This window comes from Natribacillus halophilus (genome assembly GCF_900100185.1).
GTDB lineage: Bacteria > Bacillota > Bacilli > Bacillales > Marinococcaceae > Natribacillus > Natribacillus halophilus.
This window is the reverse complement of the sequence record NZ_FNEN01000001.1, coordinates 366858-382565: the sequence shown is the minus strand read 5'-3', so window position 1 is coordinate 382565 and position 15708 is coordinate 366858. Positions and strand designations below refer to the sequence as shown.

The window sequence follows — 15708 nt, the reverse complement described above, 5'->3', positions numbered from 1 at the left end:
TCGATAAGTCTTTACGTTTTTTTTGCATAAAATGGTGCAACCAGGTCTTGATTGAAAAAAAGCGCAATCATCGGTATACTTTCCCTTTAGCAAGATTGTTCGAGAGAAAGTGACCCGAGGGAGGGGGATCATGTTAGCTTCGATGATGCCGGATCAATTTGCCGAAAGCATATACGAGATCGACCGGGATGAGTTACGGGAAAAAGGCATTAAGGGCGTGATTACAGACCTTGATAACACGCTCGTTGCCTGGGATCGAATGGATGCAACCCCGGAGCTGTTACGTTGGTTGGAAGAACTCCAGAACGAAGGATTAAAAATAACGATCGTCTCCAATAACAAAAAGAAGCGTGTGCGTACGTTCTCAGAACCGACAGGAGTCTCATTTATTCATTCCGCAAAAAAACCGCTGAAGCGGGCCTTTCGCCGGGCAACAAGGGAAATGGGTCTGCAGACAGATGAAGTGGCGGTCATCGGGGATCAAATCCTTACCGATGTGCTCGGAGGTAACCGGGGAGGATTTTATACGATTCTTGTCGTTCCCGTGGCTGAAACCGATGGGTGGGCCACCAAGGTGAATCGTAAAATCGAACAGCGTGTCATGCGCAAACTGAATCAGAACAAAGTCATTGGAGGCGAACGATCGAATGAGTGAAGAAACGATCATCTGCTCGGGGTGCGGCGTCCCCATCCAAACATCCGATGCGTCGCAAACGGGCTATGCCCCTCCGGCTGCCCTTGACCGCGCGGTCATTGTATGTCAGCGCTGTTTTCGTTTAAAACATTATAATGAGAAACCTGATATTCCCCTGCAAGCTGAGGATTTCCGGCGGATGTTGCAAACGATCGGGCGTACCGACGCGTTGATTGTTTTACTCGTAGATCTCTTTGACGTTGAAGGCAGCTGGCTCCTGGAGCGGGATGTGTTAAAAAATAACACCTTGTTGCTCGTCGGCAATAAACGTGATTTATTGCCGAAGTCCGTAAATGAACGCAAACTGAAAACGTGGCTTAAAAAAGATGCTTTGCAAAGAGGCTGGACACCGTCGGATGTGTTACTGATGAATGCGTTTAAGAGTGAGGATGTGAAACATGTCGCAGCAGAGATGGACGAGCTCAGGCAGGCAAAAGATGTCTATATCGTCGGAAGTACGAATGTAGGGAAATCGACGTTCATTAATCAGCTCATCAAGCTCTTCGAGGGGGATGATGAGCAGCTGATTACGACCTCGACATTTCCGGGTACGACCCTGGCTTTCATTGACCTCCCGTTGGATGATGGCCGCAAACTTTATGACACGCCCGGCGTGATCAATCCCAGACAGATGCTGGCGAGGCTTCCCCAACGGGAAATGGCCGCGCTGCAACCGAAGAAAGAAATCAAGCCGATCGTGCATCAACTGAATCCGGAACAAACCCTGTTTTTCGGCGGGTTGGCGCGCATGGATTTTGTCAGTGGCGAAGCCAATCATTTCGTCTGTTATTTTCCGCCGGCTTTTAAGCCTCATCGCACGAAGCTCGTCAACGCCGACGAATTATATGAAAAGCATGCCGGCGAAACATTGTTATCGCCGCCGGAAAAAGCGTCTCTGACAGACATTCCTCCTTTCAAGCGACAGTCTTTTCATATTCAACAGGATAAAACCGATATCGTTATTCCCGGTTTAGGATGGATTACAGTCGGGAATGCAGGGGCTAAAATTGATATATACGCACCGGAACATGTTGAAGTGATTACAAGAGAGGCGATTATTTAACGATGGAAAACTACGCAGTGATCGGCCATCCAATCGGACATTCCAAATCTCCAATGATTCATAACCGCCATTTTGACGTTGTCGGCAGAGAAGCGATTTATACAAGATACGATGTGAAACCAGAGAATCTGGAAACGGCGATTGCGGCCTTGCAGACGTTGGGAGTCAGCGGTTTTAATGTGACCGTTCCCCATAAAGTCAATATCCTCCCGTTACTGGATGCCGTTGACGATGAAGCGTTGGTGATCGGCGCCGTCAATACGGTGGTTAATCGCGGGGGCAAGTGGCACGGGTACAATACTGATGGCCAGGGTTATTTGAACGGTTTACGGGAGATGACCGGCGATGCCCTCGGAGATATGAGCGTTTTAGTCATTGGCGCGGGTGGAGCCGCGCGGGCAGTGACGACCGTTCTGGCTAAACACGGGGTTAAGCGGCTGGCTCTCAGCAATCGCACCCCTTCGCGCGCTTTTGATTTACAGGCGAATATCGCCCGTTTTCGAGAGATCGATGTGATTGAACGCTCAGAGGCTATCCGCGGACTTTCAGCCTTTGATCTCATTATCAATACGACGTCATTAGGCATGCGCGAGGGAGATTCATTGCCCATGGAGATCGAGGAGATGAAAACAGACGTATATCTGAGTGATCTCATCTATAACCCTCTGGAAACGCGCTGGCTTCAATACGGAAAGCCAAAAGCAAGGGCTTTGCAAAATGGCCTTCCCATGTTCATAGAACAAGCCGCCCTGGCCTATGAAATCTGGACAGACAGGCGAGCAGATCGCGCCTTTATGTCCCGAATGATCCGCGAGGAGATGGAGACAAATGAAACTAACCAATAAACAACAAAAATTTCTGCGAGCGGAAGCACAAACGCTCAAACCGATTTTTCAGGTAGGCAAAAACGGCGTCAATCCCAACCTTGTCACACAGGTTCGTGACGCTCTGGAAGCGCGGGAATTAATCAAGATATCGATTTTGCAAAACTGCCCGGAAGATACGTCCGTCGTCGCGCAAAAATTATCCGAACGAAGCCAGTCTACACTCGTCCAGGTCATCGGCTTTACGATCGTTTTATTCAAGCCGGCAAAGAAAGATTCACATTATTCGCTGCCATAGACGGAGGAGGTTCATATGGGGAGGAAAATAGGGATTTTAGGAGGGACGTTTGATCCGCCGCATCTGGCACACTTACTGATCGCCCAGGAATCCATGGATGCATGTCAGCTTGATGAAGTCTGGTTTATACCGACGAGCACCCCTCCACACAAACAAAATGAGGATATGGCCACCGCGGATGATCGGGTGGAAATGACCCGGCTGGCGATTGCCGATAAAGTGACATTTCAGTTGTGCACGCTCGAATTAAACCGGAAAGGCCCGTCGTATACGTTGGATACGATCGACATTTTACAGCAAAAATATCCGGGGTACGAATTTTATTTTATCGTCGGGGGTGACATGGCTGCCAGTTTGCACACGTGGAACAAGATCGACGAATTGAGGAAACGACTCACGTTTGTCGTGACGTCACGGCCCCATTATTCGCTGGAAACCCCGTTTGAAGACGAACTGGTGAAAGTGGATGTCCCGGAAATGGAGATTTCCTCTTCGGATATCCGGGAACGGGTACACAAACAAGAGAGTATCCGTTACCTCGTGCCTGAAGCGGTTCGAGCCTACATCGAGGAGAATCGTTTATATGTCTCATAATCATTTTCAAAAAAAAGTGCAGCAAGTATTGCCAAAGGAACGCTATCAACACACCCTCGGTGTGATGCGCACAGCCGTTTCTTTAGCGAAAAGATACGGGGTAGATGAAGAAAAAGCAGAACTGGCCGCGCTGTTGCATGATTATGGCAAACCCTTTTCGAAACATCACCTCATCGACGTCCTGCAGCGGGAAGAACCGGATGAAAATTTTTCTGAATACGGAGGCGTATTGTTGCACGCGCCTGCGGGAGCGTATATGATTCGCGATGAATTTGGCATTGCGGACGGGGAAATTTTTTCATCCATTTACTGGCATACAACCGGACGGCCGGGGATGAGTTTATTTGAAAAAATTATCTTTTTGGCCGACTATACGGAACCGGGACGTTCTTTTCCGGGAATTGAGGATGTTCGTAAGCTTTCCGAGGTAGACTTGGATGCGGCCTTGCTGGCCGCGTACACGAATACGATCCAGCATTTGGCTTCAGGCCAGCGCTTGATTCATCCCATGACACTTGCGGCTTACAATGATGCCATTATGCAAAAAAATGAAAGAGGTGCTTGAATGACGTATCAAACACTGGAAACGATGGTAAAAGTGGCCGATGATAAGCGTGCCCAGAATATTGTGGCTCTGGACATGCAGGGGATATCCATCCTCGCCGATTATTTTGTCATCTGCCATGGCGCTTCGGTGCAACAAGTGCAGTCGATTGCCGAAGAGATTAAAAAAGAAGCCCAGAAAAAAGAGATCGATGTTAAACGCATGGAAGGGTATGAAGAAGGCAAGTGGGTCCTGCTTGACCTCGGCAACGTCGTCATCCACATTTTTCATGAAGACGACCGCCAATACTATAACCTCGAGAAATTATGGGGAGAGGCCCCGGTTATCTCTCTGGATCACGTGTTGACTTAACTGATGGTGTATGTAAACGGAGCCAGGATGTATGACGCGTTGATGGGAGATGCCCCTTACGAGCAGTGGCTGACATGGACAACAAAGTACCTGGATGAACGAGAGGCGGACATACCGTCGATCGCGGACGTTGGCTGTGGCACGGGCACGTTGATGTCCATGCTGCTCTCCCGGGGATACGACGTGCAGGGGGTTGATGTTTCGCCGGAAATGCTCGCGATCGCCGACGAAAAGATCCGCACTCAAAACGGCATCTCCCCTCGTTTGCGTGCCCAGCATATGTCTTTTCTGGAGTTGGATCAACCTGTAGACGTCATCATCGTTTATTGTGATGCACTCAATTACCTCCAGGATGAAACAGAGGTGCAGCAGGCTTTTCATGCCTTTTATAAATCCCTGAAACCTGGTGGCAGCCTGTTATTCGACGTTCATTCGTTGTATAAAGTCGAACAGCAGTATCCGGGCTTTACTTACGGCGACGCGGCAGATGAACTCGCTTTGATCTGGAACAGTTTTGCAGGTGAAGACGTGCCGGGAACCGTTGAACATGAGCTCACGTTTTTTGAACGCCGGGCGGACGGGAAGTTTGCTCGCTATGATGAACTTCACCGGCAGCGGACGTTCTCTATGGCACAATATACTGACTGGCTAGAGAGAGCGGGCTTTGCCAAGCCGGAAATAACGGCTGATTTTACACGTTTTGCGCCACAAACAGAGAGCGAGCGCATTTTCTTCGCGGCGGCAAAAAAAGCTTGACTTTTGCCGCCGTTGTGATATCTTTATTTTAACCGATCAGCGAATGCTTTTCGCAGCATTTTTTGGTCCTCGGCGAATTTTTCATGTGTCGCTGTAAAGAGCTCATCAAAGACCCCTTCGGTTTGTTTTAACACCTCAATCCCCACGCCTGTGACCCCGCCGGGTACTTTCACTTTTTCCTGCAATGTCTCCAGACTGTACAATCGCTCCGAGAATAAACGTCCCAAACCTATCATCATTTCCTCTGCCAACCGTTCTGCTTGTTCTTTCGTCAGATCAGTTTTTCGCACCGCGGATGTCGTCATTTCCTCCAGTAAATACCCAAAAAAAGCCGGACCACAGCTTACGATATCGGAACTGACACGGATCGTTTCTTCCGACACGATTTGCGGCACGCTAAATTGGCTCATCCAGTCTTCGAACCACGCCTGTGCTTGTGGTGACCAGCCGTCGCCGTAGGTGATCAAAGAGGCCCCCGTATGACTTCGGTTGGTAATGCTCGGTACCGCGCGTACCACTTTGCAGGGAACGACACTTTCCAGTTGTGCAAGTGTCACCGGGCTCGTAATGGAAACGACGATGTCTTCGCTGTCGATACAAGACTGAATCGCGTCCAGAATGGTTGGAAACTGCGCGGGGCGGACACAGACAAAAATCAGGCGACACCTGCGGGCTACGCGTGTGGCGTTAGGCATGACATTGACACTTGTATATTGGTAACGGATGGCTTCGGCTTTTTGCAAATCGCGGTTGGTCAAGCAAAGCTTCTCCTCGGGGACGGCACCGGAAGTGATAAATGTTTCCGCAAGCATCGTCCCCATGTTCCCCGTTCCGATGATCCCGACGTCCATGAAAAATCCCTCCAGCCCTTATATAGAGTCCTCTTACTGTTGTATGCGAGCCCGGCAAGTACCATAACCGTGACAAAAGGGGGAGTGTTTTATATGAATCAACGCTACCTTACATATGGTGGCATCATCCTCGGTATCATCATCACCGTTTTCGGCGGTATGTGGTTAGTTTCCCCTTCGGCGAATGTCGATGAGGAACCCCTCGGGGAGGATGATCTTTTATTCGAGGAAGGAGAGCCCGTCGAGGAGGAGGTCGAAACAGAACCAGGGGACGAAGAAGCGACGGAGGACGTTTTTGTCGATGTTAAAGGTGAAGTCATCGATCCGGGGATATATGCACTGGATCCGGACCGGAGGATCGATGACGCCATTCATGAGGCGGGCGGATTAACGGAAGAGGCTAATCAAAACGGGGTGAATTTTGCAAAAAAACTCGAGGATGAAATGGTCGTCTATGTGCCACATGAAGATGAGGAAGACCAAGATATATGGGAAGAAGGAACAGAAAACGCCGGCAGTGAAGAGAGTGGTGAAAATGTGAATATTAACGCTGCTGATGAAGCCGCGTTGCAACAATTATCAGGGGTGGGCCCGGTCACTGCGGAAGCGATCGTGCAATATCGGGAAGAAAACGGCAATTTTGAGCAACCAGGTGATATACAAAATGTGAGCGGCATTGGAGAAAAGACCTTTGAAAAACTGGAAGATTCTATTGAAGTGAATTAGTCGAATATCGCCCGGGCAGGCTCGAACAGCGAGGAAAAACCGGTCTCAGGGGGGGATGGGTGAACGCTCAGTTGGCCCCCGAGAAGAAAATTCAGCCCAAGGGGATAACCGCGCTCGTTGGGTGTGAATCGAGGTGGGATGGCGTAAAAAGTATCCCAACCGATTTCTCACATCCCACATCCCATCTCTCACATCTAGTACATTGACTTTTTTTGCAACGTTTCGTACGATAAATAAAACCAAAGTATTTCAATCTGAATATTTAAGGATGTGAGCGAATGAGCGAGCAGTGGAAATTGGAAACGAGTGCCATTCATGCCGGACAGGAAGTTGACCCGACAACGAAAGCACGGGCTGTGCCGATTTATCAGACGACGTCGTATGGATTTGATGACCCGGATCACGCGGCGAATTTATTTTCGTTAGCCGAACCGGGAAATATTTATAACCGCATCATGAACCCGACCAACGATGTGCTCGAAAAACGCCTCGCGGCCATGGAAGGCGGGGTGGGCGCGCTGGCCACTGCGAGCGGGAGTGCCGCCCTCTATCTTGCGATCCTGAATATCTGCCGTACCGGGGATGAAATCGTCTCCTCCAGTTCGCTTTACGGCGGCACGAATAATTTGTTTGCCCACACTTTGCCTGATATCGGCATCCACGTCCACTTTGTAGAATCCGATGATCCGGAAGCGTTTAGAGCGGCGATCACCGACAAGACAAAGCTCGTTTTTGCCGAAGTGATCGGCAATCCCGAGGGGAATGTGCTTGATACAAGGGCCGTTGCCGATGTCGCTCATGAAGCGCGTATTCCCCTGATGGTCGATGCGACGCTCGCGACCCCGATTCTCAATCGCCCCATCGATCATGGTGCCGATATTGTCGTTCATTCCGCGACGAAATTTATCGGCGGACACGGGACAACCATGGGTGGAGTCATCGTGGACAGCGGTCAATTCGATTGGTCAGCCGGCGACTTTCCAATGTTAACAGAACCGGACCCGAGCTATCACGGACTGGTCCTTACCGAAGCCGTCGGTGAATTGGCTTTTATTATGCGGGCACGCATCCGCTTGATGCGCGACATTGGCCCTGCGCTCTCGCCGACGAATGCCTTTCATCTGCTGCAAGGCCTGGAAACCCTGCATTTACGGATGGAAAGACATAGCGAGAACGCCCAGAAAGTCGCGGAATATCTCGAAAATCACCCAAGCGTGGAATGGGTGAATTATGCCGGATTGCCTTCTCATCCCAGTTATGAGCTTGGGCAAACATATTTTCCGAAAGGACAAGGGGCGATTTTAACCTTCGGTGTCAAGGGAGGATATGAAGCCGGAAAATCTTTTATTGAAAAGGTGAACCTTCATTCCCACGTCGCCAATGTCGGGGATGCCAAATCCCTCGTCATTCATCCGGGGAGCACCACCCATCAACAACTCACCGAGGAAGAACAAAGAAGAGCAGGCGTTTCCCCCGAACTTGTCCGCTTATCCGTAGGCATTGAACACGTCGATGACATCATCGCGGATATTGAACAAGCGTTGGAATAGAGGAGGTCAAAGAGCTCTCTACACACGACTTTGACGACCCAACGCCATTCGCCATAACGCGTTAGGCCGTCAAAAGCCCATGCTGACGACCCAACGCCATTCGCTATAACGCGTTAGGTCGTCAAAAGCCCATGCTGACGACCCAACACCATTCGCCATAACGTGTTAGGTCGTCAAAAGCCCATGCTGACGACCCAACGCCATTCGCCATAACGCGTTAGTTCGTCAAAAGCCCATAATAACGACCCAACGACTGCCCCTATAACACGTTAGAGCACTATTAACCGTTTTTCACTATCTTTTTCCCACCTCCCACCTCTCACCTCCAGAAAGGGTGATCGATCCCTTGCGCGGTCAATCTTTTCTTTGGGCGGTGGCGGCATGCTTTGGTGTCGCCGCTGCCCTTTCTCCTCATCAAGGCTTGATCATCAGCAGCGCGTTTATAGTTTTCGGTTATCTAAGTTTTAAAAATCGATCGTTTTTTACGCTGCTCACCCTCGTGTTTGTCGGCGTGTGCACATTTATATGGGCATACGTTTACGACGAACAAAATGATACGGTGCTTTCGGAACATGTACATACGATTCAGGGGCGGGTAGACAATGTGCCCGAGCTGGACGGGGATCGTATTTCCTTTTTCCTGCAATTGCCAGAGCATAACGAGCGTGTGCAAGTCTCCGCGCGTGTTACTGAAGAGGACGCACTTGCCGCGTTTCAGCAATTAAACCCCGGACACGAATGCACGATCGCGGGAGAGATCAGCACGCCAAGCTCGGCTCGGAATTTTAACGCTTTTGATTATCAAAACTATTTATATGAACAAGGGGTTCACTGGACGCTTCAGCATGTGCACGGAGAAGACGAAATGAGCTGTCGGGAAGCGGACGGCACGTGGCTGACGAGCCTCAAACAATGGCGGCATACCGGGATTCGGTATATCGAAGACGTTTTTCCTCCCGAGCTTCAGGGATTGGCAGCCGCCTTGCTTTTCGGGGAACGCTCCCATATGGAAGCCGATACGCTGGAAGCGTACCAGGATTTGGGGATTATTCATTTGCTCGCGATTTCAGGCTTGCACGTGGGGATTGTGAGTGGCTTTCTCTTTTTGCTGTTCGTGCGTTCAGGCATTAGTCGTGAGCGGGTTTGCGAGCTTCTGCTTTTGCTGTTACCGGTATACGCCCTGTTGGCAGGGGCAGCTCCTTCCGTTTTAAGAGCGGTGCTTATGACGTGTTTTGTGTTATTGTGTTTTCGTTTTCGTATTCAACTGCAGCCGATCGATGGCATCAGCCTTGCTTTTCTCGTTTTGCTCATGCATGATCCTTATCTACTTTTTCACGTCGGCTTTCAGCTTTCTTTTACGATTTCATTTGCGCTCATCGCTTCCGCGGCTATTTTCCGACAGGCAAAGCGTCGTATTCATCAGTTTATGCTCGTATCTATGCTCGCCCAGGTGATTTCATTTCCGCTGATTGTCTATCATTTCCATACATATTCCCTCGTCAGTTTACCTCTTAATATCATCTACGTTCCCATCGTTTCCCTCATCATTTTACCGATGGTCTGGATTTTATTTTTCCTTTCGATGCTGACTACCTTTTTGGCTTCCTTTTGGTTTTTTCTATTGGAAAATATCGTCGCTTTTCTGCACGGATTTTTTACATTTCTGCATCAAAATGGCGGAATGATCGCTGTGTTTGGCCGACCGTCCGGTGTTTGGGTGATCGCGATGTTTGTGATCATAATCGTAGCGTTGATTTTATTTGAAAAGAGACGAAAAACTGTCATCTTTGCCATTAGTCTGTTTGTGGCTACGGCGATTTTTCAATACGTGCAACCGTATGTGGACGGACAATTGCGGGTGACTTTTATCGATGTCGGACAGGGAGACAGTATCTTAATCGAATTGCCTTATAGACAAGCTGTTTATCTGATCGATGGCGGAGGTACGGTCATGTTTCCGCGCGAGGACTGGCAGGAACGGGAGCAACAACCCGACCCGGGGAGGCAGACGGTCGTGCCTTATTTGCAGTCGCTCGGCATCCGGCATGTGGATAAAGTGATCGTCACGCACGGAGACTATGATCATTACGGCGGTCTTTTTGCCGTGACCGAACAGATGGATGTGGGCACGCTTTTATATCCACGTGTAGAAGTCGACGGCCCAGCCGTAGAGGCTTTTCTTTTGCACGCGCGGGAGCAAGGGGCGGAGCTGGCGTTCGTTCATGAAGGTATGCACTGGTCTGTAGGCGCGTATACTTTTCAGATTTTACATCCGACTCGTCATGGGGACGGACAGACGGATAATGACGATTCGATTGTCATTGACGCAAATATGTATGACACGCGCTGGTTATTCACCGGAGACCTGGAAGCGGAGGGAGAACAACGGTTGGTCAGGGAGTATCCGCACTTGAGGGCGGATGTTTTAAAAGCGGGGCATCACGGCAGTCAAACGTCGACGACACAAGCGTTTGTAGAACATCTAGAGCCAACGGCGGCGGTGATCTCGGCAGGGAAGGACAACCGCTATAACCACCCGCATCCTGACGTTATCAGTAATCTCGAGGAAGCGGACGTGCACATTTATCGAACGGATCTTCAGGGAGCGATACGGTTCGTGTACCAAGACACGGGTTGGAAGGTGGAAAGAAAAGTGTCCGAATAAAAAAAACCAAGGCATAAACGCCTTGGTTTTCTTTACGCGATCGCTTCGATAACGACCGCCAGAATGAGTATGGTTGCAAAAAACCCAAAGGAAGCGACAAATCCGACCGCTCCATCAAGAAAATCGTTACGCTTGCTCTGCACATCCTTTTCGAATTCATTACTCAACGGTGACCCTCCTTGTCCTTCGTCCAGTATAAGACATGCACGAAAAAAAATCTACATTTTCTTCGCGATTTATTCCCTCTGTTGATTGTTAAGAGTTGTCACCCATAAATGCCAGCGGCATAGGATAAAATAACGATTACAGGCACTAATATCGTTGGTGCGCGGATTCCTAGGCCTTCGTACCAACGTTTATTATAAAATAAAGGCGGCGCACGCGCATGCGCTGCCTTTTGTGCTGGATATTTAGGTGCATAAGTGCAACTAAGGCTTTCGCCATGCTTGGCGAAAAGCCAAGTTTTCTTTAGGATAAGGAGAAGGGATATGAAATATACATACGAAAAGAGGCGTGTGTGTCATGAGCGCGTATTTGCAAACGAAAAAAAATATTCAATCCGGTCATTTTTCATCTGTTTATTTTTTTTACGGTACGGAAAGGTACATCGTTGACGATTTGATTCATGAGATCAAAAAGCATGCCCTGGCAGAAGAGGACAGAACGGTGAACTTCGCGCGCTTCGATATGAGGGAAGTGCCTGTCCAGGAAGGGCTTGAAGAAGCTGAGACAGTGACGTTTTTCGGTTCCGGCCGCGTCATCGTCCTTTCGCACGCCCGTTTTCTGACAGGTGCCCGGGATAAGGATATGCCGGCGCATGACTTGAAAAAACTGGAGGCTTTTCTGGCGGAGCCTTCGCCGGATGATATTGTGATTTTCACGGTCGAGGCCGAAAAGGTGGACGAGCGCAAAAAAGTCGTCAAAAAATTAAAAGCCGCGGGGGAAACGGTGGAAGCAGCCCCGTTAACAGGGGAAAAATTACAGCGCTGGGTAACGGAACAAGCCCGCGGGCAAAACGTGACACTAAGCGCTGAAGCGCTCGAAACTTTGCTGGCAAAATCCCCCGGCGACTTATTAATATTGGAGAAAGAAATACAAAAATGTGCGCAATATGTCAATTTTAGCGGTGAAATTACAGCCTCTGACGTAGAAGTGCTCGTACCGAGAAGTTTGGAAGACAATATCTTTCAGCTTATCGATGCGGTGAGTGAGAATCAGACCGGGAAAGCCCTGCAATTATTCGACGATCTCTTGCGAACCGGCGAAGAACCGATCAAAATCATCGTCCTGATCGGCCGCCAGTTTCGTATGATGGGTATGGCCAGGGAGATGAGCAAACGGGGTTACAACCAACAAAAAATGGCTTCGCAATTAGGAGTCCCTCCATTCGTAGCCAAACGTTTGCGCGCGAAAGCCCAATCCGTGCAGGAGGAAGCGATTGCACGTGCCCTTTCATTCATCGCGGAAACGGATTACAAAATGAAGCAAGGAACGATGGAAAAAAAGAGCGGCGTAGCACTCTTAATCGCTCGCCTTCCGCGCGTGCTGGCGGGGTGAGGGGCGCTTCAAATAAAGAAAACTTGGCTTATCGCCAAGCCTGGCGAAAGCCTTAGTTGCACTTATGCATGATAAGAAAGTGGTTTATACTTTCTTACCTGCTAAAAAAAACGACTCGGCGGGAGTCGTTCTGTGCAACTGGTTTAGCTTGCCGTTGCCTGCGCTTGATTCAATTTCCGTTCCAATTGCGACTTTTTACGGGCAGCGGTATTTTTGTGAATGAGTCCCTTTTGTGCCGCTTTGTCCAACTTTTGTTCAGCCAGAACAAAAACGTTTTTTGCGCCTTCGATATCGTCAGCTTCAACCTTTTTGTCGAATTCTTTAATCGCTGTGCGCATGGACGATTTGAACGCCTGATTTTTGACGCGTTGCTCTTCACTCTTACGCGCACGTTTTTTTGCTTGTTTAATATTAGGCAAATCTTTCACCTCCCGAAAGTTCGATTGCAATGATATTGACAAAGTGGATTGTATCAAATACACGGATCCCTTGCAAGGTGACGTTTTTGTATATTTTATATTCGATAGAAAAAAATATATAAAAACACCCTGAAGGGAAGATGAGATAAATGGACGAGCAACGGTTTCAACCCCGCAGTGACCTCGCGGTGGAAGATGAGAATGTGCTGCCGAATCAGGACAAAACCGGCATTGATGTGCAAGAACGGGAAGTTGATGATATTACGATTGTCCATGTTGATATTGACGAGCAGGGCGCCGAGTACAGCGGGAGGCTTCCGGGGAAGTATTTAACGCTGGAAACGCTTGGTATCCGGGAAAAAGATACGAATATGCAAGCGCGGCTTATCCGTATCCTGAGCGAAGAATTGATATCGTTTTTGCAAGCTTCCGGGGTGGATGAAAACAGCAGCGGCCTCGTTATTGGTCTGGGAAATCGTGACGTCACCCCCGATGCCCTCGGCCCCAAAGCCGTGGAACAGTTGGTGGTGACTCGGCATTTGTTTGAACTCGGCCGTATTCAGAACGAAGACGGATATCGGGATATATCAGCCATTTCCCCCGGCGTAATGGGGGTGACGGGAATTGAAACGAGCGAAATTCTCCACGGTATCGTCGAAAAGACGAATCCGGATTTCGTCATTGCCATCGATGCTTTGGCTGCCCGCTCCATCGAGCGGGTGAACGCTACGATTCAAATTTCCGATACAGGCATTCATCCCGGTTCCGGTGTGCAAAATGCGCGCAAACAGCTGAATGAAAAAGAACTCGGCGTCCCCGTGATCGCGATTGGCATTCCGACGGTGGTCGATGCCGTATCGATTACGAGTGATACAATCGATTTTCTTTTTAAGCATTTCGGCCGTGAAGTCAAAGACCGAAAAAAACCGGCAAACGCCCTAACCCCAGCAGGAATGACTTTCGGTGAACGAAAAAAACTTAACGAGGAAGACTTGCCGGATGAACAGGACCGACAAAAATATTTTGGCATCGTCGGGACATTGGAAGATGAAGATAAACGCAAACTCATTCAAGAGGTGCTCTCGCCTCTCGGCCATAACCTCATGGTCACGCCTAAAGAAGTCGATACGTTTATGGAAGACATGGCGAATGTGATTGCCGAGGCCTTGAACATTACCTTTCATAAAGCCGTGACGATAGATTCCAGCGGGCATTATACCCGCTGAAAAATCGGTTGTTCTAGTAAAAGAGATGTCTCATAGAATGGTAGCGTAAGGAGGGACATGCCCTTGCGCAGACCAAAGAGCCAGGCCGGAGTTTACTCGCTGTCGAAAGCGAAAGTCCAGTCAACCGTAATGGGGCTTATCGCCTTTATCGTCATGACTTTTCTTATCATCGCCATGTTAACGACGGCTGAGAATCATAGTCGGTTTGCGTCTTCAGCCCTCAATGACTGGACGGCGCAAATGCAAAGCGATTGGTTCGTTCATCTACTTGGAGCGGAAAACCGTTATTATTTAGACGCGATGCATGACCCCTCCCCGCCCAGTTTGACAACTGCGGCCTTTGAGATTGCCACGAATATGAATCTTGAGGATCCACGCACATTTTTAGGGCGTGAAATTCCCGGTTTTTCCGGCTTTGACGACACCCTCGTCATCGCAGGGCAGGGCACTGATTTTACAAATATGTCCATCGAATCGGGACCTCCGGCCGAGGAACATCTCGATGAACTTCCGGAAACGGACGAAGAGGCGAGCGATGCCGTAGAGGATGATCCCCCTGAGATCGATGATGAGGAACCGATCATTCACCTTTTGCATTCCCACAGTCGCGAATCCTTTTTGCCGGAAATTGAAGGAGGGGACCCGAATCATCCCGAGACGAACATCGTTCAAGTCGGCCAATACTTCGCCGATCAACTCCGGGAGCATGGGTTGCCCGTGGAAGTGTCCGAACATGACATTCAGGCGAAGTTAAACGAACGCGACTGGGATTACAGTCAGTCCTATGATATGTCCCGCGAGATCCTTGTTGAAGATATGGAAGAAAACGATGAGCTGGCGTTTTTCTTTGATCTGCACCGTGACTCGGTAGCACGGGAACATACCACGGCGACAATCAACGATGACGTCTATGCACGAACCTTCTTTGTCATCGGGGAAGACCACCCGGACTATGAACAGAATCTCGCGATGGCCGAAGACTTGCATAATCGCCTGGAAGAGCAGTGGCCCGGTTTAAGTCGTGGGGTCATCACCCGCGGAGGCGCCGGGGTCAATGGCGTTTACAATCAGGATTTGTCTCCGAACGCTATGCTCATTGAATTCGGCGGCGTCGATAATACGTTTGAAGAAGTATACCGCAGCGCTGATGCCATGGCTGAGGTTTTACAGGAATATATTCATGAAGAAATGGAAGAGGAAGAATGATGGAGGGGGATCAACAATGCGAATGAAATACGCGTTTTTTAGCTTGCTGACAGCTCTTGTCATGTTTTTAACAGGCGTACTCTCCGGTCATTATTATGCTTATCATCAATGGGGGCAATTACACCAGGAAGAAGGGGAAACGATAGCCTTTGTTACAGACGAAGACCCGGCAGAAGAGGGAGTGGAAAATGATCTCAGGGAGAGACAGGAGGATGTAAAAGAAAGCGGCAGTACGAATTTTTTCTCACAACTCGGACAAACGCTTGGTGGTAATGGAAGTGGGAGGTGAGAAGTGAGAGAGGGATCAGAAGCGTGATGTGATCCCTCAAAAGGTGTTGGATTCGGCCCGAGAGGGATCAGAAG

General features: G+C 49.3%; 18 protein-coding genes. 15 read left to right on the top strand and 3 right to left on the bottom strand.

Going from position 1 to position 15708, the window contains the following annotated elements:
* Positions 1-130: 130 nt before the first annotated feature.
* The 8 genes from BLS58_RS01955 to BLS58_RS01920 are packed head-to-tail and all read left to right on the top strand — an operon-like array spanning position 131 to position 5145.
* Positions 131-655: a YqeG family HAD IIIA-type phosphatase gene (locus BLS58_RS01955; RefSeq protein ID WP_090395862.1), complete on the top strand. Its 525-nt coding sequence runs from the start codon at positions 131-133 to the stop codon at positions 653-655.
* Positions 648-1757, top strand: coding sequence for a ribosome biogenesis GTPase YqeH (gene yqeH / locus BLS58_RS01950; protein ID WP_090395861.1), 1110 nt, complete (start codon positions 648-650; stop codon positions 1755-1757). Before BLS58_RS01955 ends, yqeH begins: the two co-directional genes overlap by 8 nt.
* A gap of 2 nt (positions 1758-1759) precedes the next feature.
* Positions 1760-2602, top strand: a complete 843-nt coding sequence (gene aroE, locus BLS58_RS01945) for a shikimate dehydrogenase (protein WP_090395860.1) — start codon at positions 1760-1762, stop codon at positions 2600-2602.
* Positions 2586-2879 (top strand): ribosome assembly RNA-binding protein YhbY, encoded by a 294-nt coding sequence (gene yhbY, locus BLS58_RS01940; RefSeq protein WP_090395859.1) that lies wholly within the window; start codon positions 2586-2588, stop codon positions 2877-2879. Before aroE ends, yhbY begins: the two co-directional genes overlap by 17 nt.
* Before the next feature lie 15 nt (positions 2880-2894).
* A complete protein-coding gene (locus BLS58_RS01935; protein ID WP_090395858.1) occupies positions 2895-3473 on the top strand; it encodes a nicotinate-nucleotide adenylyltransferase in 579 nt (192 codons plus the stop codon).
* The gene (yqeK, locus tag BLS58_RS01930; RefSeq protein ID WP_090395857.1) at positions 3463-4038 is read left to right on the top strand and encodes a bis(5'-nucleosyl)-tetraphosphatase (symmetrical) YqeK; all 576 of its coding nucleotides are present in this window, start codon (positions 3463-3465) and stop codon (positions 4036-4038) included. The genes BLS58_RS01935 and yqeK overlap by 11 nt, the downstream gene beginning before the upstream one ends.
* A complete protein-coding gene (rsfS, locus tag BLS58_RS01925) occupies positions 4039-4389 on the top strand; it encodes a ribosome silencing factor (RefSeq protein WP_090395856.1) in 351 nt (116 codons plus the stop codon).
* 42 nt (positions 4390-4431) lie between these two features.
* Entirely contained in the window at positions 4432-5145 is a 714-nt protein-coding gene (locus BLS58_RS01920; RefSeq protein WP_245723028.1) for a class I SAM-dependent methyltransferase, read from the top strand.
* A gap of 23 nt (positions 5146-5168) precedes the next feature.
* On the opposite strand, the gene comER is transcribed toward BLS58_RS01920, so the two are convergent.
* Positions 5169-5996, bottom strand: a complete 828-nt coding sequence (gene comER / locus BLS58_RS01915) for a late competence protein ComER (RefSeq protein WP_090395854.1) — start codon at positions 5994-5996, stop codon at positions 5169-5171.
* A gap of 93 nt (positions 5997-6089) precedes the next feature.
* On the opposite strand from comER, the gene BLS58_RS01910 reads away from it, so the two are divergent.
* The 3 genes from BLS58_RS01910 (at position 6090) to BLS58_RS01900 (ending at position 10937) form a co-directional block, all read left to right on the top strand.
* On the top strand, positions 6090-6722 hold the full coding sequence (locus tag BLS58_RS01910; RefSeq protein WP_090395853.1) for a helix-hairpin-helix domain-containing protein: 633 nt from the start codon (positions 6090-6092) through the stop codon (positions 6720-6722).
* A gap of 278 nt (positions 6723-7000) precedes the next feature.
* Complete coding sequence (locus BLS58_RS01905) at positions 7001-8272, top strand: homocysteine synthase (RefSeq protein WP_090395852.1); 1272 nt, start codon at positions 7001-7003, stop codon at positions 8270-8272.
* Between the two features lie 346 nt (positions 8273-8618).
* A complete protein-coding gene (locus BLS58_RS01900; protein ID WP_176764551.1) occupies positions 8619-10937 on the top strand; it encodes a DNA internalization-related competence protein ComEC/Rec2 in 2319 nt (772 codons plus the stop codon).
* A gap of 32 nt (positions 10938-10969) precedes the next feature.
* Here the strand turns inward: BLS58_RS01900 and BLS58_RS01895 are convergent, their stop codons facing one another.
* Positions 10970-11104: a YqzM family protein gene (locus tag BLS58_RS01895; protein WP_090395850.1), complete on the bottom strand. Its 135-nt coding sequence runs from the start codon at positions 11102-11104 to the stop codon at positions 10970-10972.
* A gap of 355 nt (positions 11105-11459) precedes the next feature.
* Between BLS58_RS01895 and holA the strand changes: the two genes are divergently transcribed.
* The gene (holA, locus tag BLS58_RS01890) at positions 11460-12494 is read left to right on the top strand and encodes a DNA polymerase III subunit delta (RefSeq protein WP_090395849.1); all 1035 of its coding nucleotides are present in this window, start codon (positions 11460-11462) and stop codon (positions 12492-12494) included.
* A 143-nt stretch (positions 12495-12637) separates the two neighbouring features.
* On the opposite strand, the gene rpsT is transcribed toward holA, so the two are convergent.
* The gene (gene rpsT, locus BLS58_RS01885) at positions 12638-12913 is read right to left on the bottom strand and encodes a 30S ribosomal protein S20 (RefSeq protein WP_090395848.1); all 276 of its coding nucleotides are present in this window, start codon (positions 12911-12913) and stop codon (positions 12638-12640) included.
* A 149-nt stretch (positions 12914-13062) separates the two neighbouring features.
* On the opposite strand from rpsT, the gene gpr reads away from it, so the two are divergent.
* The 3 genes from gpr (at position 13063) to BLS58_RS01870 (ending at position 15634) form a co-directional block, all read left to right on the top strand.
* A complete protein-coding gene (gene gpr, locus BLS58_RS01880; RefSeq protein WP_090395847.1) occupies positions 13063-14139 on the top strand; it encodes a GPR endopeptidase in 1077 nt (358 codons plus the stop codon).
* Between the two features lie 63 nt (positions 14140-14202).
* The gene (gene spoIIP, locus BLS58_RS01875) at positions 14203-15345 is read left to right on the top strand and encodes a stage II sporulation protein P (RefSeq protein WP_176764550.1); all 1143 of its coding nucleotides are present in this window, start codon (positions 14203-14205) and stop codon (positions 15343-15345) included.
* Between the two features lie 16 nt (positions 15346-15361).
* Positions 15362-15634, top strand: a complete 273-nt coding sequence (locus BLS58_RS01870; RefSeq protein WP_090395845.1) for a hypothetical protein — start codon at positions 15362-15364, stop codon at positions 15632-15634.
* Positions 15635-15708 lie beyond the last annotated feature (74 nt).